The sequence below is a fragment of the Brevibacterium sp. HMSC08F02 genome (assembly GCF_001807555.1).
Taxonomy (GTDB): Bacteria; Actinomycetota; Actinomycetes; order Actinomycetales; family Brevibacteriaceae; genus Brevibacterium; species Brevibacterium ravenspurgense.
Map to the genome: position 1 here is coordinate 74,953 of NZ_KV789364.1, position 20,593 is coordinate 95,545.

The window sequence follows — 20,593 nt, forward strand, 5'->3', positions numbered from 1 at the left end:
GCCCACCACGATAGCCGCCGGCACTGACACAGATCTGACACGCGCCGTTGCGAAACTGAAGAGCAAGTCCAGCCCGGGTAGATTGGAGGCGTGGACACTTTCGATCTTCGTGCAGTAGCAATCAGCACCGTCATGCTGGACGGGTTCAAGGCCAAGCGCTGGAAACGGCTCGATGACGAACGCGGCCCGCGCCTGCTCGTCAGCGACGGTGAGCGCACCGTTGTCGTCGCGGCCTTTGACCAGGCCGCAGCAATTGATGCCGAGGCCGAAAAGCTCGCATCTGCTGTTCTGCGCTCCATTCTGCCCACCGAGCGCAGCTTTGCCGTGCCCCGCGTCATTGAGTCGCGGACCTTCCGCCCGGGACAGATCAGCGAAGAAGAATGCTGCATCGCGATTTCCCAGCCACTCGAAGGTGCACCCATGTCAACGGAGGATTTCCGCACCGCCCCGAGCCACGTTGATTCTCTTGCAGAGATTCTTGCGGTTCTGCACGGTGCCGAAACAGGCCCGATTGCCGATGCGGGGCTCGTGGTCCACGAACCACAGGAGGCCCGGAGCCTCCTGTGGGAACTGCTGGACCGAGGTGCCGCCACCGGCCGCGTGCCGTCGCAGCTGCTGGAGAGGTGGGAAACTGTTCTTGAAACTCCCGCCCTGTGGCACTTCTTGCCCGTGCCCCTGCACGGTGATCTCACCATTGATGCACTGCGCACCAACGGCGAATCGATTGTGACGGTTGCCGATTTCAGTTCGCTGCGTGTGGGCGATCCCGCTGTCGACCTCGAAGCTGTTTCGCACCTGCTGGAACCTGAGGACTTCGACAGATTCCTCGAGCTCTACACGGAGCGTGTCCGACACGATGATGCCGGTCTGCGCAGCCGCATTGACCTGCGCAGCGAAATGGCTGTTCTTGAGCTCCTCTTGGCCGCTGTTGATTCTGGCGACAACGCACAGATTAAGGAAGTCGAAGAAATGCTGGCGGACCTTGCCGAACTCATTGTTCCGCAGGGGGACAGTGACGCGGCGGGTGGGGAGCCGAAGCAGGGAACACAGACGACGGATGACTCCGACGGTCTGCGCCCGCTGTCCTTCGGCGCCCCCGATGACGAGGGTGAAGCCACCGACGTCATCAGCCGCTGACAGCGGCCTCCAGCTGTTCCCAGCTGAGCAGGGTCCGCTCGCTGCTGTCTGCGCCGGCAGCCGCGAAGCGCACAACGGTGTCGCTGCCCAAAAAGTAGAAGGCCGCTGACACTTCCCGTCCCGCAAACTGCGGCATGCGGGCGACGGCGTGGGCATACATCGAAAGCTGAATCGCTCGGTCTGCCATTTCGCGTTCGCTGTAGGGCGCAGAGCCGGTCTTCCAATCGACAACCTCGAGTACTGTGCCGGTGTCGAATACCGCATCGATTTTTCCGGAGATGACCTTCGGACCGACTTTGAGTTCAAAGGGAAGTTCGACTGCCGCCGGTGTGCGTTCGGCGAATTCTGACGCTTCGAACCGCTTCTTAAGCTGTTCCAAGCGTGCCTTGTCCCTATCTCCCAAACGCCTGGGCGTGTAGTCGTCCAGTTCAAGCAGGCTCGACTGGCCGAACCTGTTCTCGACCCACGCGTGGAACTCGGTACCGAGAGCCGCCGCCGAAGAGGGCTCCTGCGGCATGGGACGGGTGCGTTGACGGTCGAACTCTTCGCGGTCGCCTAAGAAGTCAACGAGAGCTGTTGTCGACAAGCGGCTGAGTTCGGCAGGCGCACTGTGCGGCTCTGGCTCAAGGAAAGCCTGTGCGCTCCTGGCCAGCCCTCCGATATCCGGCATGCTTTCGAGGTCGCGAAGTTCAGTGCCCGAAGCTGACCTGTATTCAGCAATGAGCTCTACGCGCTGCCTGCACGTCTGCTCAGCAACCACCGGCGGCCACACCACGCTGGTCGTAGGCCTGGCACTGGGGTCAGCGGCTTCGGGCAGTGCGACTTCCCGGCCAAGTGCTTCGGCGATCTCCTCCAAGAAGGGCGACGGGGTATTCGGTTTGGTGCGGCTGGTCATTGCTGATGCACCGAGCCACAGGTGCGTTTCCGCACGGGTGACGGCAACATAGGCCAGACGCCGTTCTTCGGCTTCGTGGTCCGCTTTAATCTGCTCGCCGAGCGAACCTGCGAACAGTTCTTTCATGTCTTTTGCGGTGCTGAGGTTCTGCCGTGTTGTGTCGAGGTCGACCAGGTGCTGGCTGTCTCCGCGCAGGGGGTAGGGAAGTTCGGCTCCCGCCAGCCATGCTTTTGTGCTCCTGGGCAGAGTAGGGAGATCGCCGACGGTGTTGTCGGGGATCGCCACAGCACTGAACTCAAGGCCCTTGGACGCGTGAATCGTCATAATCTGAACGGAGTCGGGGTCGGCTTCTTCTGCCGCAGCTTCGAGGGCTTCGCTTTCTTCAGCCACCGTGAGCCAGGCAAGGAAGTCCGCCGCCGTAGCAGACGGGTGCTGAGCACCGTAGTTCTGCGCCATGGCCTTAAGCGAATCGATGGCCCTGCGATGGGGTTCGGAATTGGGCAAAGCCTCGATGTCGAGGTCAAGGTTGAAAACGCGGATCGCAGCACGCAGCGCGTCCACGGGTGACGATGCACTGCGACGCACTGCCCTGAGCCGTCGTGCCAAAGACTGCAGTCTGCTGATCGCGACAGCCGACAGTCCTGCTTGTTCCGCAAGATCGGCAGATGTGGCGTCGTCGGCGAATTCGTCGATGCATTCGATGAGAGTAGGCACCGCGTCTTCTTCAAGACCTTCTGAGCGCAGTCGGCAGAAGCGGTTGAGAGCTCGGATGTCTTTTGCACCCAGTGCTGCCTGCGGTCCGCTCAGCAGCCGCATCACCTCGGTCGATGCCGTGATGTCGACCGCTGAAGCAAGAGCGGCGACTGCGTCGGCGGTGTAGGGGTTGTCGAGCGAACCGCGCGAACCGACAATCGCGTATGGAACGTCCGCGGTCCGCAGGGCGTCCGCAATCGGTCCGATGGATTTGCGAGCCCGCACAAGGACCGCCCGGGTGCCCGTCCGTTCCTTCATCCACAGCGCAAGGTCACGGTACTGGTCGAGGCCGTATTGAATATCTGTGCTGCCCGATGTCGTGCAGATTGTCACAGTGCCGGAGGACGCTTCGTCTGGTTCGGGCACAGCCTGGGTACCCTTTGCGGCGCGCGATTTGTGTTCCAGCTGCTTCGCTGAGGTTGCCGAGATCGCTGTGAGCTTGGCTGAGACAGCGTTTGCCGCGTCCAGGATGAGCTGCGCATTGCGGAACGAAATGCTGAGCGAGTATTCCTGCGCGGGCTGGCCGTTGAACCTGAACTTTTCCGGGAAATCGCGAAGGCTTCCAGCCGAGGCTCCACGCCAACCGTAGATGGACTGGCGGTAGTCGCCGACCGCGGTGACGGCTTTGCCCGCGAACAGGGTCTGCAGCAGTTTGAACTGGCTGTCCGAGGTGTCCTGGTATTCATCAAGCAGAATGATGTCCCAGCGGCCGCGCTCCTCACGTCTGGCTTGTTCGTCAGCGGTCATGATCTTGTAAGCAGACGCAACCTGATCGGAGAACTGCATGCGCCCGGTCTCACCTTTGTGGTCCTTCCACCGGCCAGCCAGCACAGCGTACTGTTTCTTGCGCAGCAGCGATTCGATGAGCTCCGATGCTCCCGCTTCCTGCACCGCAGCGACGGCTCGGTCAATGAATTCTGGTGACAGTGTGCGCATTCCGGCTGCTTCGGCGGCCAGTGTTTCTAAACGCGCGGCAAGGGCTTCTTTTTCCTCTTTGGGAATGCGCTTGCGGCGTACTGCCTTAGCGTGTTCCGTCAGGTTGTCCGAACTGACCGCGTCTGCCAAAGACTCATCGAGGTACTCGACCACCTCGTCTGACGTTTTGAGGTGTTCGTCAATCTGCGATGCCAGGTGAAGAGCGTCTTTGATGACCGTGGCTCGTGATTTTCCCGCCGGAATATCGGCATCGGCCGCTTGGTCGACGAGCGAACCGAATTCCTGGATGGCTTCCGCATCGTCGATGATGGTGGTTCCGTCTTCGATCCCAATGCTCAGACCGTACTCGCTGACGAGTGCCGAAGCATAGGAATTGTAGGTCTGCACGGTTGGTCCGAACAGCGCGTCCAGTGGATCTCGCTCGCTGTCCTCTCCCCTTTCGCAGGGCCTGCCTTTGGCTGCCTCGTAAGCCTCGAATGCGCTGATGAAGCCGTTGATGCGCTTGGCGAGTTCGCCGACTGCTTTGCGGGTGAAGGTCAGCGCGAGGATCCGGTCCTTGGCAACGTAGCGGTTAGCCACCAGCCACAGCACACGCTGCGCAATGACAGCTGTCTTGCCGGAACCAGCGCCTGCGACCACGACAGCCGGTTCGTCGACCGGGCTTTCGATGATCTTCTTCTGTTCGTCAGTCGGCATGGGCTTGGTGCCGTCTTTGAGCGGTGTGCCGACGATCTGGGCGAGGTCTTCCGCTGAATAGAACGGAGGCTTGCAGTTCACGATTCGTCCTCTCCTGTCTGAACAGCGGGGCAAGAGCGCTTCACGGGGCAGAAGCGACACGCTTCGGCACTCGGTGTGGCAGGGAATTCTGCGGAGCGAATGCCGGCAGCTGTTGGCCGTACTTTCTGAGCCAAGAATTCCTCGCGCGTGTCCTCCGTCATGGGGTCCTGCATACGCCGATTCGATGTTCCGCTTGCCCCGGCGGCTTTGCGCGGATACATGAGCATGCCGCCTCCGGACTCAGCGCCGTACTCTGACAGCGGCATCGAATGGCCGTCCTCCCCTTCTATGCGGACCTTCGGCAGCCCCATGGCCGCTTGGTACGCCCCCAGCTGAGGGTCGTTCTGCGCGTCCTTCAGGGATTTCGGCGTTTTCGCGGTTTTGAAGTCGACGATGTGCCGGCGGCCGTCGCTGTCACGTTCCAGCCGGTCAATGCGCCCGCGTATCCGCCAGCCCTCACCGCTGTCGGCAGCCAAAGTCATTTCGGAGCCGATGAATTCATAGCCCTCACTGCGCCGACTCACAAGGAAGTCGTTGAGGTTGGCCACCATGTCGAGGCCTTCGGCATACTGCCTGTCGCGTTCCCACTGGGAGGAGAATTCCAAGAAAGCAAAGCCTTCTTCAAACGCTTCTTTCAGCTCCGCATAACCGCCCTGCGGGTATTCTTCGGCCAAAGAGTGCACGAGGGTGCCTATCTTTTGGGCGTTAGTGGACGGCATCGTACCTGCGTGGCGTGACAGCAGCCATTTGAGCGGGCACTCCAGAAATGTTTCCAGGGTCGACGGCGAAATCGTCACGGGAACATCTGGGGCGGCTGAAGGTTCAGCCGTTGAACGTTCACGCCAGGCGCTCCAGGTTTCCGGCGACGCTGATTCGATGCCGGCATTGGCAAGGCTGGCCAGCAGCTGTGCCCACGGCTTAGGGTCGGCGCTGTTTTCGAACTGACCGCGCGCATAGCCCACAAGTTGGCGCATTGATGCTGGCCCCACGGTCGCATCGTCGCTTTTTGGACCAAGAATTCGCGGCTCGGCCGCGGAGTGCGTGCCCTCACGGCCGAACTGCGCGGCGGCTTTCTGAACGTGTTCGAAAAACACCGACGGCAGGATTTCACCGTCGTTGACGGCGAGAACCACCGCGTTTGAGCGAGCCCGAGACAGTGCCGCTAGGAACATGCGGCCTTCGTCACGGACGGTGTCCCTCTGCAGTTTGCGGTAGCTGTCCCCCGTATCAGAATCGACGGGGCGAGCGCTGTCTTCGGCTGACGTCCTGTCGGCGTCGCGCCAAGCCCCAGCAGCCAGATCTTCGTCGAGCTGCTGTTGAAGGAAGACCGAGCCGCGCACCCGGGTGTTGGGCCACGTGCCGTCCTGCACATCGGCGATGATGACGTGCTCAAAGTCGCGGTGTGCGACTGCCGCCGGTGTGGTCACCGGGACTTCGCGACTCTGTCCGGAGTGTGCCAGGGAGTCCTGTGCAATTGCCTGGCTCAGCACCGTCTGGGCAAAGCTTTCGGCTTGGGCAGTTGCTCTGTCGGTGAATTTCTGTGCCAGCGTCTGCAGGCGGATGACGGCGTCGAGGTCGGTGTTGCGTTCGTCTTCGGGATCGGATTCTGCGCGGCGCTGCCATTCGTCGGCAACGTCGAAAGCTTCCCAGACTTCCCACACTGCGCTTTCCGGATCGAGCTTGCGCGTACCTTCCGCCGCCGTCAGCACGCGCTGCAGCATGCGCACAATCCGGTGTCCCGCCGCGGTGTTCTCTGCTTGCGGTCCCCCGTCCGCGCCCACAGCACCATCCGCTGCATCAGCACTATCAACGGTTTCGGCACGCCGGTCGATAGCGCTGAGCAGAAGCGCCCCCAGGCTGGTATCGCTGGTGTCTTCCCGACTGTCAGTGCGCAGCAGTGCTCGCCGCAGGCTTCCCGCGCCGACCGCGTCGAGTTCACCGTAGGGGCCTGCCGCGATGTCTTCGCACAGGCGTTCGCGCTCACCGGGTTCTGGGTTTTCGCCAAGGGCGAGCAGGCGCAGGATGTGCGCGGTTGCCGGTTGGGAGCTGAGCGGCTGCACCTGTTTCTGCACCGGAATCCCGTGTGCTGCGAGTTCTGCCGCGAGCGCGGATGCGGTCCCGGATGAGCGCGACAGCACCGCGATGTCGTCCCATTGCGTGCCTTCGTCGTGCCAGGTGCGAATGAGCGAGGCAGCCAAGCGCGCTTGCTCGGAATGAGTGCCCACGGCGGCGGTGGACACGGTCGAGGTCCCGGCTGCGAAGTCTTCCGGCGAAGCTGGGACGTGCCGACGGTGAAGATCGCGGGAGATGATGCGGGCCAGGGAATCATAGACGCGGCGAATGCCGCCGGCCCCGCGGTGCACGTGTGCGGCACCGTCGATGGTGAAGGTCTGCGTGCCCGCTGCCAGGTGCCTGAACAGCCGGCCGCCGGCGCCGCGGAATCCCTGCACTGTCGTGTCCGGGGATGTCCACAGGCCGATGGTCGTGCCTTTGGCTTCGAGTGCCAGCAGGAAATCAAGCGCGGTGTCGGGGAAGTCCTGTGCAGAGTCCAGCAGAATGTGGGTCGGCACCGTTTCCGAAGAGAACGACCAGCTGTTCCCGGCTTCAGCGCTGTCGCCGGCGACTACCGAAGCTGCGTGGGCGAAGACCGCGGCTGTGTCGACGCCGCCGAAAACGGGGATCGCAAGGAGGCCTTCGTAATCCTGCAGGACGCGAGCCAGGGCCTGCCATTCCTGCAGGCCTCGCCTTCTGCCCAGCCGTTTCAGTTCATCCGATTTCATGCCATAGCCCATAACGGCGTTCAGTGCATCGCGCATCTGTCGACGAAAGCCGGAGGTGTCACGGAGTTCTCTGCTGAAGCCCGGCGGCCATTCGGGACCGGAAACCCGTCCAGATTCAAAGCCTTCGAGAATAGAGGCCAGCAGGTATTCCTGGTCTGCACCGGAAATGAAGTCAAGCGGCCGGCCGTCTACAGCCGTCGAATGCGCTGATACGAGCGAAAAAGCGTAGGAGTGGACCGACCGGGCTGCCGGTGCGGAGCGAATGGTGTCGGCACTCGGCAGACGATCGCGCAGGGTGTCTGCGTGTTCGCGGCTGGGAGTGAGCGCAAGAACGGATTCGTGTCCCCCACGCCCAGCCAAAACGGAGTAGGTGTTGATCAGCTGTTCGGTCTTTCCTGTACCGGGACCGCCGAACACCGCCGTCCGCTGCCCGGCAAGCAGGGATTCAACCGCCGCGTCGTCCACACCAGCGCGCTCTGCGTCCCTGCTTTTTGCACCCGAGTTCGTCATCATGCTCCTATGAGACCACGAACCACTGACATAAGGGCCGCACGCACAGAAAAAAGATCTAGAATGGTCAGTCGTTCACCGCGGAACAGCTCCTGTCTCCGCGTCCGTCGTCAGATAAGAGTCACACAATGCCGCCGACACCTCGTATGAGACGCGCGCAGCGCCGCGCGCAGATCATCAGCATCGCTACCCGCCAGTTTGCCCAGGAGGGCTACCACGCGACGTCGATGGATGCGATTGCTGCGAGCATCGGAGTGTCCAAACCCGTCCTGTACCAGCACTTCGAATCGAAGCTTGACCTGTTCCTCACGGTCCTTGACGGGGCGATTGACAACCTCAACCGAATGCTCGCCACTCTGCTGGACTCGGTTCATGACCGCCGCGAGCGCGTGTACTCGACCATCAAGAGCTTCTTCATGTTCGCAGTTGAGGACCGCAACGCCTTTGATGTCCTTATGCGCGCCGACAACGAAAACGACGAAAGCCGTCAGCACTGGCGGGATGCTCTGGACAGCTTCGCCGACACGGTGAGCCGTTCCATCCGCCGCGACACCGAGGTCACGGAGGCCGAAGCGAACATCCTCGGCCACGCTCTTGTCGGCATGGCGAAGCAGGCGGCGTTCGAATGGTCCCGCAACCGCGACTACGATCCTTACGAAAGTGCTCGGCTTGTCGGCATCCTCGCTTTTGACGGGCTGTCGGCGATTGAAGATCCCCAGGTCAACTTGCACCTGGGGGAATAAGCGCAGCCTCGTGTGAGGTTGCCTCTGCGAACCGCGAACCCGCCAAGGAGGCGCTATGGAAATCAAAATCGGCATCACACAGTCCACTCGTGAAATCGCCATCGAATCTGATCTTGATGCTCAGCAGCTGAAGGACCTTGTCGATTCCGCGTTGAAGGACGGCACTCCTCTCGTGCTGGAGGACGGTCAGCGTCGCGTTGTCGTGCCGGCTGATTCCATTGCCTATGTTGACTCCGGTCCGTCCACGCAGGGTCGGGTCGGCTTCGGCATCAGCTGATCGGCTAAGTCAAAAGGGGAGGCTGTCGGCCTCCCCTTTTTCCTTTTCGCACGGGTTTTTCTGTTGTCACCGGCTCCTGACTCACGAGGCGCCGCTGATCTCCCGCTGCCCCGCTCAGTCAGGTGCGCGCTCGGTTCAGGCGGTGAGCCCGAGGTCCGACATGCGCTTGGAGTGTCCAGCCAGAAGCCTCTGGAGAAGAGCTTCGTCGGGCTTTTCGAATACTGTGTTCGGGATTGCGGCGAATTCGCGGATGCGGGTGAGAGATTCGGCGACGAGCTTGCGTCCCCACAGTGCCAGGCGGCTGCCGATCACCTCGTCGTCGGCCACGACTGAACGCAGGCATTCCCGGAGATAGTCGGCAGAGCGTGTATCATCGAACACGGAATCGACGACCTCTCGACTCTTGGAGTCAAGAGCTGTAAGGGTGCTTCGACAGTATTCGGTCATGATCCCGTCGTAGACGTAGACCTTCATGACGGATTCGTACCAGTCTTTGGGTCGAGTGCGTTCCCGGAAAGCGCGGAACGAACCCGCCTGGCTTTCCATGAGGCTCGTCAGATCCCCGCCCAAGTCCGCCACCCGCGACGCCAGCCGCTCGAAGTGTTCGAGCGAGTGCCCCGCAAGACGCGCAAGGCCGATGGATTCGCGGATGCTCGGCGCGTGCTGTGAGTCCGTTGATGTGAGTTCAAACGTCGAAAGTGCGTGGAAGGCCAAAACGGACAGCGTTGCCGCGTGGACTTCTTCAGGCGTGTTGGAGTGGGGCATGGCCCTAGCCTAACCGCCGTGAGTGCGTTCGCCGCACCGGATAGACAATAGGAAAAATGTGACTGAACAGAAGACTTTTGCTGACTTCGGGGTTTCCGGCCCCATCGTCGCGGCTCTTGCCGATCACGGCATCACCGAGCCCTTCCCCATTCAATCGATGACTCTGCCGATCGCCCTCGGCGGCGCCGACATCATCGGTCAGGCGCAGACGGGCACCGGCAAGACCCTCGGCTTCGGCCTACCGCTGCTGCAGCGCCTCGATGCGCCTGTCCGCCCGGAGTTCGCTCCGGCCGAGGGCTCAACCCCCGAAATCCCCGAAGCCGGACGCGCCCCGCGTGGGCTCGTCGTCGCACCAACGCGCGAACTCGCCCAGCAGGTTGCCGGCGAACTTGCGACCGCGGCAGAAAAGCTGCAGGTCAAGGTCGTCACGATCTACGGCGGTCGGGACTACGAACCGCAGATTGAATCGCTCAAGGCCGGCGCCGATGTCGTCGTCGGAACTCCGGGCCGTCTGCTCGACCTGTACGGCCGTCGGATTCTCAAGCTCAGCGAAATCACGACCGTCGTCCTCGACGAGGCCGACGAAATGCTCGACCTGGGCTTCCTGCCGGATGTTGAGCGGATCATCGCCGCTCTGCCTGCTGGGCGTCAGACGATGCTGTTCTCGGCAACCATGCCGGGTGCGGTTGTGACAATGGCTCGCCGCTACATGCACCAGCCCACTCACATTCGGGCAGCGAACGAACAGTCGGCGCACGAAAAGACGGCGAACATCAAGCAGTTCGCCTACCGTGCCCACGCTATGGACAAGGCCGAGCTCGTCGGTCGTGTACTGCAGTCAGAGGGTCGCGGCCGCACCATCATCTTCGCCAAGACGAAGCGCACTGCCGACCGTCTGGCCGAAGAGCTCACGGACCGTGGTTTTAATGCCCGCCCGCTGCACGGTGACCTCAACCAGCAGGCGCGCGAGCGTGCTCTGAAGAACTTCCGCACCGGCAAGACCGATGTTCTGGTTGCCACCGATGTCGCTGCCCGCGGCATCGACGTTGAGGACGTCACCCACGTCATCAACTACCAGTGCCCGGATGACGAAAGCACCTACATTCACCGCGTGGGACGCACCGGTCGTGCCGGCAGCACCGGCATTGCGATCACGCTCATCGACTGGGATGACATTCCGCGCTGGAACATGATCGCCCGCACCCTTGAGCAGGACCTCGAGGCGAAGGAAACCTACTCCACGTCACCCCACCTGTTCGAAGAGCAGAACATCCCCAAGGGCACCAAGGGCCGGCTGCCGCGAGCACAGTCCGCAAAGTCGGAAGGCTCAGGTTCTGGCCGCAGCGAGAACCGCCGTTCCGGCCGCGGCGGGCGTCGTCGTGATGACAGCAAGCCGCGCCGTCCGCGCCGCCGCACGCGCGGAGGCAAGAGCGTTGAGAGGGGTTCGGACGCACAGAAGTCCGATTCCGCACAGCAGGCGAAGACCTCTGGTGGGGATGCGCCCAAGCCTCGTCGCCGTCGCCGCCGCACCCGAGGCGGAGCGCAAGAAGACTGACGGGTTCCGGCGGGTGCCGGGCGGGTCAGGCGTGAAGGACTTCGACGCCGCGGGCTCGTTCGGCTATTCGCTCCAGCTGTTCCGGCTCGGTGATGTTTTCACCGAGCCGGTTCGGCTTTCCGGCGCCGTGATAGTCGGATGATCCGGTCACAATGAGGTCGTGTTCTGCCGCCATGCGGCGCAGTCGGCGTCGCCCCTCCGGAGGATTGTCCCGGTGGTCGATTTCCAAGCCGTCGAGTCCCGCTTCGATGAGTTCGCCGATGGCGGCGTCACCGAGCACCCGGCCGCGTGCTGATGCAAGCGGATGGGCGAACACGGCGACTCCCCCGGCATCGTGGACCATGCGCACGGCATCGATTGCGGATATTGCCGGAATCGGCACGTAGTAGGGCCCGCGCGGGGAGAGCAGGTGCGCAAAAGCCGCACTGCGGTCGGCGGCGAATCCGCCGGCGACGAGGGCGTCGGCAATGTGCGGCCGTCCGATTGTCGCTTCAGGGCCGACAACGGCCAGAAGGTCGTCCCAGTTCAGCGGGTAGTCGCGGCTGAGCAGTTCGACCATGCGCTGGCCGCGTTCAAGGCGGGCTTTGCGCATATCGGCAACCGCGGCGGAAAGTTCAGCCCCGTCTGGATTGTGCAGGTAGCTCAGCAGGTGCACTGTCACGCCGTCGTGTTTGCACGACACTTCCATACCGCGCACCAGGCTGATGCCTTCGCGTTTGGCTGCCACGGCCGCATCGGCCCATCCGCGAACCGTGTCGTGATCTGTCAGCCCCACAGCCTCAAGCCCCACCTGCGCGGCTTCTTTCAGCAGTTCTTCGGGCGTTTGAGTGCCGTCGGAAAAGCTCGAGTGGGTGTGCAGATCGATCGACATGCCACACAGTCTACTGAGCCGGATGACACGGCGGCACTGGCGACTATGCTGGAGACATGACTACCGATCAGGCTCTTGATGACCGTGTCAACAACCGCTCCCGCAGGCCGAACTCGAAGGCCTTCCGGGATTTCGTCGCTCAGGGCTGGGAACGCACTCCCGTTCCCGCCGAAGCGCTCGAAGCCTCCCGCTTCACTCCCGCACGCCGCGAGGCCGTGTCCAAGGCGTTCCCGGGCGAACGGGTTGTCGTTCCCGCCGGCAGCCTCAAAGTCCGCTCGAACGACACCGACTACCCCTTCCGCCCGCACTCCGCGTTCATTCACCTGACCGGGCTGCACGCTGACCTTGAGCCCGACTCAGTGCTCGTGTTCGAACCAACCGAGGACGGCCACGACGTCACGTTCTACTTCAGCCCGCGCGCTGGAGCGGACACCGAGGAGTTCTTCTCGGACGCCCGCTACGGCGAATACTGGGTCGGCAAGCGCCCGGAACTGGAAACCATGGAGACCATGACCGGCATGGCGTGCCGGCCCATTTCCGAAGCCGGCGAATCCATTACGAAGGACCTCGGCAGCACCTCGGTGCGTCTGCTGCGCGGTGCCGACAGCAGCATCGAAGCGCAGGTTGATTCCGCCCGCCAGGCTGTTCAGGCCGACCTCGAGGCCAGCCAGGCCGGCGATGACGAGCTCGCCCAGTTCCTGTCCGAGCTGCGCCTGATCAAGGACAACTATGAAATCGGCGAAGTCCGCCGCGCTATCGCAATCACTCGTGAAGGCTTCGACCACATCATCGACAGCCTCGACGAAGCCGTCGGCCACCATCGCGGTGAGCGGGTCATCGAAACCGCGTTCTGGAAGGCTGCCCGCACCGAGGGCAACAACGTCGGCTACGAAACGATTGCCGCTTCCGGCAACAACGCCTGCACCCTCCACTGGACGAAGAACACCGGCAAAGTCAACCCGGGTGATCTGCTGCTGGTCGATGCCGGTGCTGAGGCCGACAGCCTGTACACGGCTGACATCACCCGCACGATTCCCATCAGCGGTACCTTCTCGGACGTGCAGGCCCGCATCTACGATGCGGTTCTCGAAGCCGCGGACGCTGCTTTTGCGGTTGCCGGTGAGCACGTCAACCGTCCCGTGAAGTTCGCCGAGGTCCACGATGCCGCTATGGGAGTCATTGCGCACCGCCTGGAAGAGTGGGGTCTTCTGCCGGTTTCTGCCGAAGAGGCGCTCAGCCCTGAGGGCCAGCAGCACCGCCGGTGGATGGTCCACGGAACCAGCCACCACCTCGGGCTCGATGTTCACGACTGTGCTCAGGCGCGTGCTGACATGTACCTGGGTGCTGACCTCAAGCCGGGCATGATCTTCACGATTGAGCCGGGACTGTACTTCAAGGAAGAGGATCTTCTGCTTCCCGAGGAGTACCGCGGCATCGGCGTGCGGATCGAAGACGACATTCTCGTCACCGAGGACGGTGTTGAGAACCTGTCAGCCGGCTTCCCGCGGACCCGCGAAGAAATCGAAGCGTGGGTTCAGGGGCGCAGCTGAATGGAACTCGGCCGTCTGCTTCCCGGTGTGAGCCCCGAACATCTGGGGGTTCGCATCGGGGTTGATTCAGTTGATGAACGCAGCGGCGTCACCGTACTCATTCCTCCGCCGGGTACGACTGTCGGTGTTGATTCCCGAGGCGGTGGTCCCGCCACGCACGAAACCGACATCGCCCGTCCAGGCACCCTGCCCTTTGGGGCTGACGCTGTTGTCCTCACCGGTGGCAGCGCACTGGGTTTGGCTGCCGCACGCGGTGTGCAGAACCGTCTGGCTGAAGCCGGCATCGGCACACCCGTTGCCGGTGTTCGGGTACCCATTGTTCCTGCGGCCGCGATTTTCGACATCGGCCGCAGGCCGCATCACGGCAGTCGCGAGAATCATCGCAGCGGCATCCCAGATGCCCGCGACGGGTACTGGGCCGCTGTTCATGCGCTTGGGGACGACCTCACCGAAGAACCCAGCATCAGTTCTTTCCGCGGGTCGGAAGGTGCCGGTACAGCAGCGTGGACCGGTCGCGGATTCTCCCGAGGCGGAATGGGCTACGCTTCGATCCGCACCTCGTCCGGGGCTTGGGTCAGTGCCGTCGTGATTGCCAACCCCATGGGCACCATCCTCTCACTTTGCGGCGAACTCTACGCGGCACAGGCGCTGTCGGCCTATGGGCTCACACTGCCCGGTGTCGACCCAGCTGAGGTTGCCAGGCTGGTCGCGACAGCTGCCGAACGCGGAACCTCGCAGGAAGACGCCCGCACCAACACGACGATCGCCGTCATCTGCACGGATGCAGGTCTCACTGATTCTGAGACCACTCGGCTAGCGGCGTCGGCCCACGCGGGAATCGCCAGGGCCGTGTGGCCGTCCCACACGATGTTCGACGGCGACACGGTGTTTGCCTTAAGCACGGGCGAGCGCACTGAGAACTCCGCAGCACTGCTGACCGAACTCAATATTGCCGCCGCCGATGCTTTGTCTGCCGCCATCATCGACGGTGTGCTCAGTGCAGAAGAGGCCCTGCCGTGGGAACGAGATCCCGACCCCTTCCCCGATGCATTCAGCACTGTCTTTCCCGAACTCTCACAGAAGTGGGAAGAGGAAGCCGAGCGGCGCCTCGGCAATTTAGAAAACTCGCCACACCCCGAACCGGAACACACCGACGAACAGTAGAATAGCCAGTCGAATATCGTCGTCAGAGGAAGGTCGGTCAGTGACACCTCCCAACAGGGACGCGGTATATGAAGCCCTCAAAGGCGTCATAGACCCCGAAATCCGCCGCAGCATCGTCGAACTGGGAATGCTCGACGAATTCACCATCGCAGACGACGGCACCGTCGACGTCCGCGTTCTGCTGACAGTCGCGGGCTGTCCGCTCAAGGACACCATCATCAGCGACACCACGAAGGCCGTACAGGCTGTTGAAGGCGTCACCGCCGTCAACGTGGAACTGGGCACCATGACACCCGAGCAGCGCCAAGAGATGCGCGAAAAGCTCCAGGGGCCCGGCGCCTCGCGCCCCATTCCCTTCAACGAACCGAACTCGCTCACCCGCGTCTATGCGGTGGCCTCCGGCAAGGGCGGTGTCGGCAAGTCGTCCGTGACTGCCAACCTCGCTGTCGCACTCGCCGAACAGGGCCTGTCGGTCGGCGTTGTCGACGCCGACATCTACGGCTTTTCGATCCCCGGCATGCTCGGCCTGTCCGGTAACCCCACCCGCGTGGACGACATGATCATTCCGCAGGTGGCTCACAACGTGAAGGTCATGTCGATCGGCATGTTCGTCCCGCCGTCACAGCCTGTCGTGTGGCGCGGACCTATGCTGCACCGTGCGCTCCAGCAGTTCCTCACGGACGTGTTCTGGGGCGACCTCGACATCCTGCTGCTCGACCTGCCGCCGGGTACGGGTGACATCGCCATTTCGGTTGGCCAGCTGCTGCCCACCTCGGAGCTTCTGGTTGTCACGACACCGCAGCAGGCCGCCGCCCAGGTGGCCGCACGCGCCGGCACGGTCGCAACCCAGACCCGCCAGCGCATCGCGGGTGTTGTCGAGAACATGTCGTGGCTCGAGTTGCCCTCCGGTGACCGCATGGAAATCTTCGGTTCAGGAGGTGGCACCGAGGTCGCCGAACAGCTGACCCGCACAACCGGTGCGAAGGTCCCGCTCCTGGGTCAGATTCCGCTGGACGAGCCCGTCCGCTCCGGCGCTGACGCCGGTGTGCCGGCCGTCCTGTCCCACCCGGATTCCCCCGCTTCGGTGACGCTGCGCTCTGTTGCCCAGCAGCTCAGCCGCCGTTCGCGCGGACTTGCCGGCCGTTCGCTCGGACTGTCACCGGCCTGAGTAAGGCACACAGCTGAAGAAGAGGGGCGTGCGAGTTTCAACCTCGCACGCCCCTCTTTTCGATTTCACAGCATTAGGTCGGCACTTACGTAGCTTCGTCGTCAAACGGCGCCGGTTTCGATGTGTCGCGCTGGCCTGCCTGTTCTGAGTACCTCTGCAGGGGTGACAGGCGCATGGGCTCCAGCGGGCGATCATCAGCCGGTTCGGGTTCGTCGTCTTCCATGAGGGCCTCACGCACAATCCTGCGCGGGTCGTACTGGCGCGGATCGAATTTCTGCCAGTCGACGTCTTTGAAGTCGTCACCCATTTCGTCCTGCACGCTGTCGCGCAGACTGACGATCTGCTTGCGCATGGTTTTGACGAAATCACGCAGCTGCGCGGCATATTCCGGCATGCGCTGCGGGCCTACGACAATGAGAACAACAAGCATGATGATGATGAACTCAGTGCCGTTGATCCCGAACATGCACACCATTCTAAGCCGTGGCGCCCTCCGGCTTCAGCCGAGGTCGGCACACGCCAGGACCTGTGACTATGCTTATCCCACCGGGGTCATCAGGCCCGGCGGGAAGACACGCAGAACAGGAGGAGCGCTTGTCCAGAAACTGGGCGGCTGACAGCCACTACGCTTCTCGGTTCAACACCGCGACAGCCGCAGAAGAAGCGGCGCGCACAATTGCGGCGGACTATCAGAGCGCCCCGTTGGGCGCGACATCCGCCAGGCTTCTGACCATGCTCGTACAGCTGACCGGTGCAAAGAACGTCGTTGAGCTGGGCACCGGCACGGGAGCGTCAACACTGGCGATACTCGCAGGATTGGGCCCCGGCGGCATGCTCACGAGTGTTGACATTGATCGCGAACGCCAGTCAGTGGCTGCTGAACTCGCTGAGGTCGCAGGTTTCCGCGCCCACCGAACCCGGTTCATCCAGGGTTTTGCCGAATCGGTCCTCAGCCGGCTCTCACCGGAAGGCTACGACTTCGTGTTCGTCGACACTGACCCGGCTGGTTTCCCCGACATCGTGCCGCAGGCCCTGACGAAGGTGCGCAACGGCGGACTGCTGGTGGTCAATGACGCCCTGGGTTCGGGGACCGTCGCAGACCCCGCTGCTCGGGATGCGAGTTCCACCGCCCTGCGTCGGGTTCTTGCCGACCTCCAGGACTCCCCCAACCGTGTGCTCCTGCCGATCGATGCGGGACTGCTGGCAGTGCGCCGCTGACCGGCCAAAGAAAAATCCCGTTCTCCCACCGGGAGAACGGGATCTGCGAAACGCCGGTCAGCCTTCGAGCGCTCCGGCCAGGACATCCTTGAGGTCCTGAGCTTCGTCCTGGCTGATTTCGATAACCAGACGGCCGCCGCCTTCAACGGGCAGGCGAAGGACATAGCCGCGTCCCTCTTTCGTCACTTCGAGAGGGCCATCACCGGTGCGAGGCTTCTGAGCTGCCATTCTTAATCCTTTCGCCGAACACAGTTATCAGCTATTATCCAACACTTTCTCGGGTTTCGCACATAACGAGACCTTCTTCGTCATATGCACTCCTGTCACGGCGGAAAACCAGTCGGCGGCACCAGACGCCACAGCAGCGATATCCACAGAAGCTGCAGGACCGTAAACCCGATAAGCGCCGTAGCCAGAGCCGTGCGGGAGCGACTGCGCGCCTGCACCATTGCCAGACCGAACATCGGCAGCAGAAGCCGCAGGGTTGAAGTCTGCGGTGTGAAGAACAAGAGCAGGTACACGGCGTAGCCGAAAAGGAACTGTTTCTGCGTCCTGCCGATCAGCTCACCCGTCGGACCGAGCGTTCCCCACACGAACAGCAGGATGAGAACAGCGAGGGCAATCGGCCCCCACCAGCCCAGATAGCGTGTCGAGGCCGTGAGCCACTGGGTGAAGACCTCCGTGTGGCCCGTCCACGCGGCTTCGGTCTTCCGGTAAGCGTCGAATTGTCCTGTGAGCATCCATGCTCCCAGCGGCTGCAGTACGGCGAAGAAGCACGACAGCACACCCAAAGCCCACGATGTCAGGACTTCCCACAGCGGATACGGCTCTGTCTGCCTGCGCCGGATCCGATCAAGCAGGTGAATGAGCATGAAGAACGAAAACGCCACCCCAATGGGCCTGGCGAGGTCCATGAGGAGAACTGCTGGAATGGCAAGAAGATAGCGGCGAGAATCCACGCACAGCAGGGAAAGCGCGAGGAAGAAGATGCCGGCGGCTTCCGAATAGCCGGTCGAAAAGACGGCTGCTGCGGGAAAGAAGAACACGAGCGCTGTACCGGCAAGGGCTCGTGCAGGATCTGCGTGCCGCCGGAACAGGTACAGGATCGCAATCGCTGCGGCCAAGGCGAAGATGTGCGACACGATGGGTGAGAGCACCTTGTAGTCAAAGCCCGTCATATCGCGCAGCCAGCCGACGATCGTGGGGTGCAGCGGATAGAACGCCCACTGGTTCTGGGCGACATCCCCACTGTCGGTCAGCGGAAGAACGCGGGGGTAGCCCTCGTCGGCGATTCGCCGGTACCAGTCAGCGTCCCAGAAGCCCAGGAACTCAAAGAAGGTCGGAGGTTTGTTGTCCGACCAGAACGTGGGCGCCTGGAAGCGCAGAACAATGCTGAACAGCAGCAGAGTCACCACGCGGCTGACGGCATAGACCGCAGTGGCCTGCACCCATACCGGCAGGCGCAGTAGAGACGCGGTCAGACTCCGGGCAGAGAAGGCTTCGGTGCGTAACTGCACGGCTTCACTTTTCGGTTCTGACACCGGCTTCTTCTTCAAGCTCTTCTATGCGGGCAGTGAGGATGTCAATGGCCTGATCAACTTGGTCCCTGCGGTACCCGCCGAAAGCTGGTGAGAACCGCATCCGGGCAATATCAGCAGCGGTTGCGTCCTTCGGTGGCAGAACGGGTTCGGGTTCGCTCATGCCGGAATCGAAGATGCCGAAAGCGCCGGCGGCAACGGCTGCGAACACGATGAGCGCCGCGCACACTCCAAGGATCATCCAGGCCATGCGTCTATGCTCTCACACGCTTTCAGCGCAGTCCCCGCTGTGCCCTGACAGGCGGTTTGAGGCCGCGTATGCCGACAACCACGTCAATCGCCTGACGTGTTTCAGCCGTGTCATGCGTGCGGATAATGGCAGCACCCGCATCGACTGCAAGCGCCGTGGCCGCAATAGTGGCGGCAAGCCGGTCATCCGGTCCTTGTGAACCGACGAGCTCTCCCACAAAGTCCTTGCGCGAAATCGCGAGCATCACGGCGCTCTCACCGGCTGTGAGCATGCCAAGGTCCCGCATAACAGCGGCCGACTGGTACGTGTTCTTCCCAAAATCGGGTGTGGGGTCAAGAATGATGGCTCGCTCGTCAACACCCGCCTCAAGGGCGCGTGCGCGCAACCGCTCAAGCCCCTCCATGACGGCCGGCATGACATCAGCAGACGATAGGCCCAACCGGTTGCGGTGCGCGTCAGTCCGGGGAGTCAGGCCCCCGGTGTGGGAGCAGACCAGGCCGACCTCCGCCTCGGCGGCGGCGTGTGCGACATCAGGATCCACACCCGCCCACGTGTCGTTGATGAGCCCGGCACCGGCCTCGGCCGCGGCTCTGGCCACCGGTGCGCGGTAGGTGTCGCAGGAGATGAGCACATCCGGGTGTTCCTTAGCCAAAGCCGAGATGACCGGCGCGACCAAAGCGATTTCATCGTCTGCCGACACAGCCGGTCCGCGCCCGGCCCTCACTCCCCCGATGTCGAGGATCCGCGCACCTTCCCGGACCGCCTCCTCGGCAGAGAAGAGTGCATCGTCCACGGTTGCCGCAGACGTGTAGAAAGAGTCGGTCGACCGGTTGATGACAGCCATGATGACCGGCTGCAGGGGTCCGGCCTCAACCCCGCGAACTCTGAACGTCACGGACGGAAACGACCGGTGGGAATCGGCTGGTCGGCAGACTCCTGAATGAAGGCAATTGCCTCGTCCACCGAATCCGTCAAATGGAACAGACCGACATCGCCGGGAGAAATCGTTCCCTTCTCAACGAGTGTGGTGGTGATCCAGTCAACGAGCCCCGACCAGAAGTCCGTTCCCATGAGAACCACCGGATAGCGGTTCTTCTTGCGTGTCTGCACCAGTGTGAGAGCCTCAAACAGCTCATCAAGAGTGCCGAAGCCGCCGGGCAGCACGATCGCGGCCGAGGAATACTTCATGAACATCGTCTTGCGCACGAAGAAGTAGCGGAAGTTGATGCCGATGCCCACATAGGGGTTGAGCCCCGATTCAAACGGCAGTTCGATGCCCAGGCCCACCGAGGTGCCATCGGCTTCCGCTGCACCCTTGCTGCCGCCCTCCATGACACCGGGCCCACCGCCGGTGACAACAGCGTAGCCCTCATCTACCAGCCGGCGGCCGAGCTCTTCAGCCAGAGCGTACTCTTCTGTGCCTTCGTTCAGACGGGCCGAACCGAAGATCGACACTGCCGTCGGCAGACCCGCCAGCGAACTGAAGCCCTCAATGAACTCCGCGTGGATCCGCATGGTCCGCCACGGGTCTTCGTGCACCCAGCCAGAGTCAGGGCGATTGTCCAACAGCCGCTGGTCGGCGGTGGTTTCGGGCACGTGCTGGCTTCGCAGGTGCAGTGAGCCCTTCGTGTAGAAGAGTTCGTCGTTCGGGATGTCAGAGCTGGTCATTGTGTCCTTTCACGAAAAAGACGGGGCGGGCACAGTGC

At 62.6% G+C, this 20,593-nt stretch carries 18 protein-coding genes; 8 read left to right on the top strand and 10 right to left on the bottom strand.

Annotation, left to right across the window (positions count from 1 at the left end; translation table 11 throughout):
• The first annotated feature begins 90 nt into the window (after window positions 1-90).
• Window positions 91-1,137, top strand: a complete 1,047-nt coding sequence (locus HMPREF3172_RS08390; RefSeq protein ID WP_070516749.1) for a phosphotransferase — start codon at window positions 91-93, stop codon at window positions 1,135-1,137.
• Here the strand turns inward: HMPREF3172_RS08390 and HMPREF3172_RS08395 are convergent.
• Together HMPREF3172_RS08395 and HMPREF3172_RS08400 are read right to left on the bottom strand one after the other, a co-directional pair.
• The gene (locus tag HMPREF3172_RS08395; protein ID WP_070516752.1) at window positions 1,127-4,498 is read right to left on the bottom strand and encodes an ATP-dependent helicase; all 3,372 of its coding nucleotides are present in this window, start codon (window positions 4,496-4,498) and stop codon (window positions 1,127-1,129) included. The two genes, HMPREF3172_RS08390 and HMPREF3172_RS08395, sit on opposite strands and share 11 nt — an antisense overlap.
• The gene (locus HMPREF3172_RS08400) at window positions 4,495-7,788 is read right to left on the bottom strand and encodes a PD-(D/E)XK nuclease family protein (protein WP_070516755.1); all 3,294 of its coding nucleotides are present in this window, start codon (window positions 7,786-7,788) and stop codon (window positions 4,495-4,497) included. Before HMPREF3172_RS08400 ends, HMPREF3172_RS08395 begins: the two co-directional genes overlap by 4 nt.
• A 146-nt stretch (window positions 7,789-7,934) precedes the next feature.
• On the opposite strand from HMPREF3172_RS08400, the gene HMPREF3172_RS08405 reads away from it, so the two are divergent.
• Both HMPREF3172_RS08405 and HMPREF3172_RS08410 read left to right on the top strand, forming a co-directional pair.
• Window positions 7,935-8,531 (top strand): TetR/AcrR family transcriptional regulator, encoded by a 597-nt coding sequence (locus HMPREF3172_RS08405; RefSeq protein ID WP_070516757.1) that lies wholly within the window; start codon window positions 7,935-7,937, stop codon window positions 8,529-8,531.
• A 55-nt stretch (window positions 8,532-8,586) separates the two neighbouring features.
• Window positions 8,587-8,808, top strand: a complete 222-nt coding sequence (locus tag HMPREF3172_RS08410; RefSeq protein WP_019175483.1) for a DUF3107 domain-containing protein — start codon at window positions 8,587-8,589, stop codon at window positions 8,806-8,808.
• Between the two features lie 135 nt (window positions 8,809-8,943).
• Here HMPREF3172_RS08410 and HMPREF3172_RS08415 read toward each other — a convergent pair whose 3' ends face one another.
• Entirely contained in the window at window positions 8,944-9,573 is a 630-nt protein-coding gene (locus tag HMPREF3172_RS08415) for a ferritin-like fold-containing protein (protein WP_019175484.1), read from the bottom strand.
• Between the two features lie 58 nt (window positions 9,574-9,631).
• Here HMPREF3172_RS08415 and HMPREF3172_RS08420 point away from each other — a divergent pair, with 58 nt between their 5' ends.
• Complete coding sequence (locus HMPREF3172_RS08420; protein WP_070516759.1) at window positions 9,632-11,128, top strand: DEAD/DEAH box helicase; 1,497 nt, start codon at window positions 9,632-9,634, stop codon at window positions 11,126-11,128.
• A gap of 25 nt (window positions 11,129-11,153) precedes the next feature.
• Here HMPREF3172_RS08420 and HMPREF3172_RS08425 read toward each other — a convergent pair whose 3' ends face one another.
• Entirely contained in the window at window positions 11,154-11,999 is an 846-nt protein-coding gene (locus HMPREF3172_RS08425) for a PHP domain-containing protein (RefSeq protein WP_019175486.1), read from the bottom strand.
• A 56-nt stretch (window positions 12,000-12,055) separates the two neighbouring features.
• Between HMPREF3172_RS08425 and HMPREF3172_RS08430 the strand changes: the two genes are divergently transcribed.
• The 3 genes from HMPREF3172_RS08430 to HMPREF3172_RS08440 are packed head-to-tail and all read left to right on the top strand — an operon-like array spanning window position 12,056 to window position 15,881.
• Window positions 12,056-13,549, top strand: a complete 1,494-nt coding sequence (locus HMPREF3172_RS08430) for an aminopeptidase P family protein (protein WP_070516761.1) — start codon at window positions 12,056-12,058, stop codon at window positions 13,547-13,549.
• Window positions 13,550-14,713 (top strand): P1 family peptidase, encoded by a 1,164-nt coding sequence (locus HMPREF3172_RS08435; protein WP_070516764.1) that lies wholly within the window; start codon window positions 13,550-13,552, stop codon window positions 14,711-14,713.
• A gap of 40 nt (window positions 14,714-14,753) precedes the next feature.
• Window positions 14,754-15,881, top strand: coding sequence for an Mrp/NBP35 family ATP-binding protein (locus HMPREF3172_RS08440; RefSeq protein WP_070516766.1), 1,128 nt, complete (start codon window positions 14,754-14,756; stop codon window positions 15,879-15,881).
• Between the two features lie 85 nt (window positions 15,882-15,966).
• On the opposite strand, the gene HMPREF3172_RS08445 is transcribed toward HMPREF3172_RS08440, so the two are convergent.
• A complete protein-coding gene (locus tag HMPREF3172_RS08445; RefSeq protein WP_019175490.1) occupies window positions 15,967-16,347 on the bottom strand; it encodes a twin-arginine translocase TatA/TatE family subunit in 381 nt (126 codons plus the stop codon).
• Between the two features lie 128 nt (window positions 16,348-16,475).
• Between HMPREF3172_RS08445 and HMPREF3172_RS08450 the strand changes: the two genes are divergently transcribed.
• Window positions 16,476-17,099, top strand: a complete 624-nt coding sequence (locus HMPREF3172_RS08450) for an O-methyltransferase (RefSeq protein ID WP_061942449.1) — start codon at window positions 16,476-16,478, stop codon at window positions 17,097-17,099.
• A 57-nt stretch (window positions 17,100-17,156) separates the two neighbouring features.
• Here HMPREF3172_RS08450 and HMPREF3172_RS08455 read toward each other — a convergent pair whose 3' ends face one another.
• The 5 genes from HMPREF3172_RS08455 to HMPREF3172_RS08475 all read right to left on the bottom strand — a co-directional run bounded on the left by HMPREF3172_RS08455 (window position 17,157) and on the right by HMPREF3172_RS08475 (window position 20,555).
• The gene (locus tag HMPREF3172_RS08455; protein ID WP_019175492.1) at window positions 17,157-17,327 is read right to left on the bottom strand and encodes a DUF3117 domain-containing protein; all 171 of its coding nucleotides are present in this window, start codon (window positions 17,325-17,327) and stop codon (window positions 17,157-17,159) included.
• A gap of 95 nt (window positions 17,328-17,422) precedes the next feature.
• A complete protein-coding gene (locus HMPREF3172_RS08460; RefSeq protein ID WP_256173363.1) occupies window positions 17,423-18,616 on the bottom strand; it encodes a hypothetical protein in 1,194 nt (397 codons plus the stop codon).
• A gap of 4 nt (window positions 18,617-18,620) precedes the next feature.
• Window positions 18,621-18,887 (bottom strand): DivIVA domain-containing protein, encoded by a 267-nt coding sequence (locus HMPREF3172_RS08465; RefSeq protein ID WP_070516770.1) that lies wholly within the window; start codon window positions 18,885-18,887, stop codon window positions 18,621-18,623.
• 22 nt (window positions 18,888-18,909) lie between these two features.
• Complete coding sequence (gene folP / locus HMPREF3172_RS08470) at window positions 18,910-19,782, bottom strand: dihydropteroate synthase (RefSeq protein WP_070516772.1); 873 nt, start codon at window positions 19,780-19,782, stop codon at window positions 18,910-18,912.
• Window positions 19,779-20,555: an LOG family protein gene (locus tag HMPREF3172_RS08475; protein WP_141741615.1), complete on the bottom strand. Its 777-nt coding sequence runs from the start codon at window positions 20,553-20,555 to the stop codon at window positions 19,779-19,781. The genes folP and HMPREF3172_RS08475 overlap by 4 nt, the downstream gene beginning before the upstream one ends.
• Between the last annotated feature and the right edge of the window lie 38 nt (window positions 20,556-20,593).

Excerpts from the sequence above, each read along its gene's own strand:
- HMPREF3172_RS08400 (WP_070516755.1), bottom strand. The coding sequence starts at position 7,788 with ATGACGAACTCGGGTGCAAAAAGCAGGGACGCAGAGCGCGCTGGTGTG.
- HMPREF3172_RS08405 (WP_070516757.1), top strand. The coding sequence starts at position 7,935 with ATGAGACGCGCGCAGCGCCGCGCGCAGATCATCAGCATCGCTACCCGC.
- HMPREF3172_RS08410 (WP_019175483.1), top strand. The coding sequence starts at position 8,587 with ATGGAAATCAAAATCGGCATCACACAGTCCACTCGTGAAATCGCCATC.
- HMPREF3172_RS08415 (WP_019175484.1), bottom strand. The coding sequence starts at position 9,573 with ATGCCCCACTCCAACACGCCTGAAGAAGTCCACGCGGCAACGCTGTCC.
- HMPREF3172_RS08425 (WP_019175486.1), bottom strand. The coding sequence starts at position 11,999 with ATGTCGATCGATCTGCACACCCACTCGAGCTTTTCCGACGGCACTCAA.
- HMPREF3172_RS08430 (WP_070516761.1), top strand. The coding sequence starts at position 12,056 with ATGACTACCGATCAGGCTCTTGATGACCGTGTCAACAACCGCTCCCGC.
- HMPREF3172_RS08435 (WP_070516764.1), top strand. The coding sequence starts at position 13,550 with ATGGAACTCGGCCGTCTGCTTCCCGGTGTGAGCCCCGAACATCTGGGG.
- HMPREF3172_RS08445 (WP_019175490.1), bottom strand. The coding sequence starts at position 16,347 with ATGTTCGGGATCAACGGCACTGAGTTCATCATCATCATGCTTGTTGTT.
- HMPREF3172_RS08455 (WP_019175492.1), bottom strand. The coding sequence starts at position 17,327 with ATGGCAGCTCAGAAGCCTCGCACCGGTGATGGCCCTCTCGAAGTGACG.
- HMPREF3172_RS08465 (WP_070516770.1), bottom strand. The coding sequence starts at position 18,887 with ATGGCCTGGATGATCCTTGGAGTGTGCGCGGCGCTCATCGTGTTCGCA.
- HMPREF3172_RS08475 (WP_141741615.1), bottom strand. The coding sequence starts at position 20,555 with ATGACCAGCTCTGACATCCCGAACGACGAACTCTTCTACACGAAGGGC.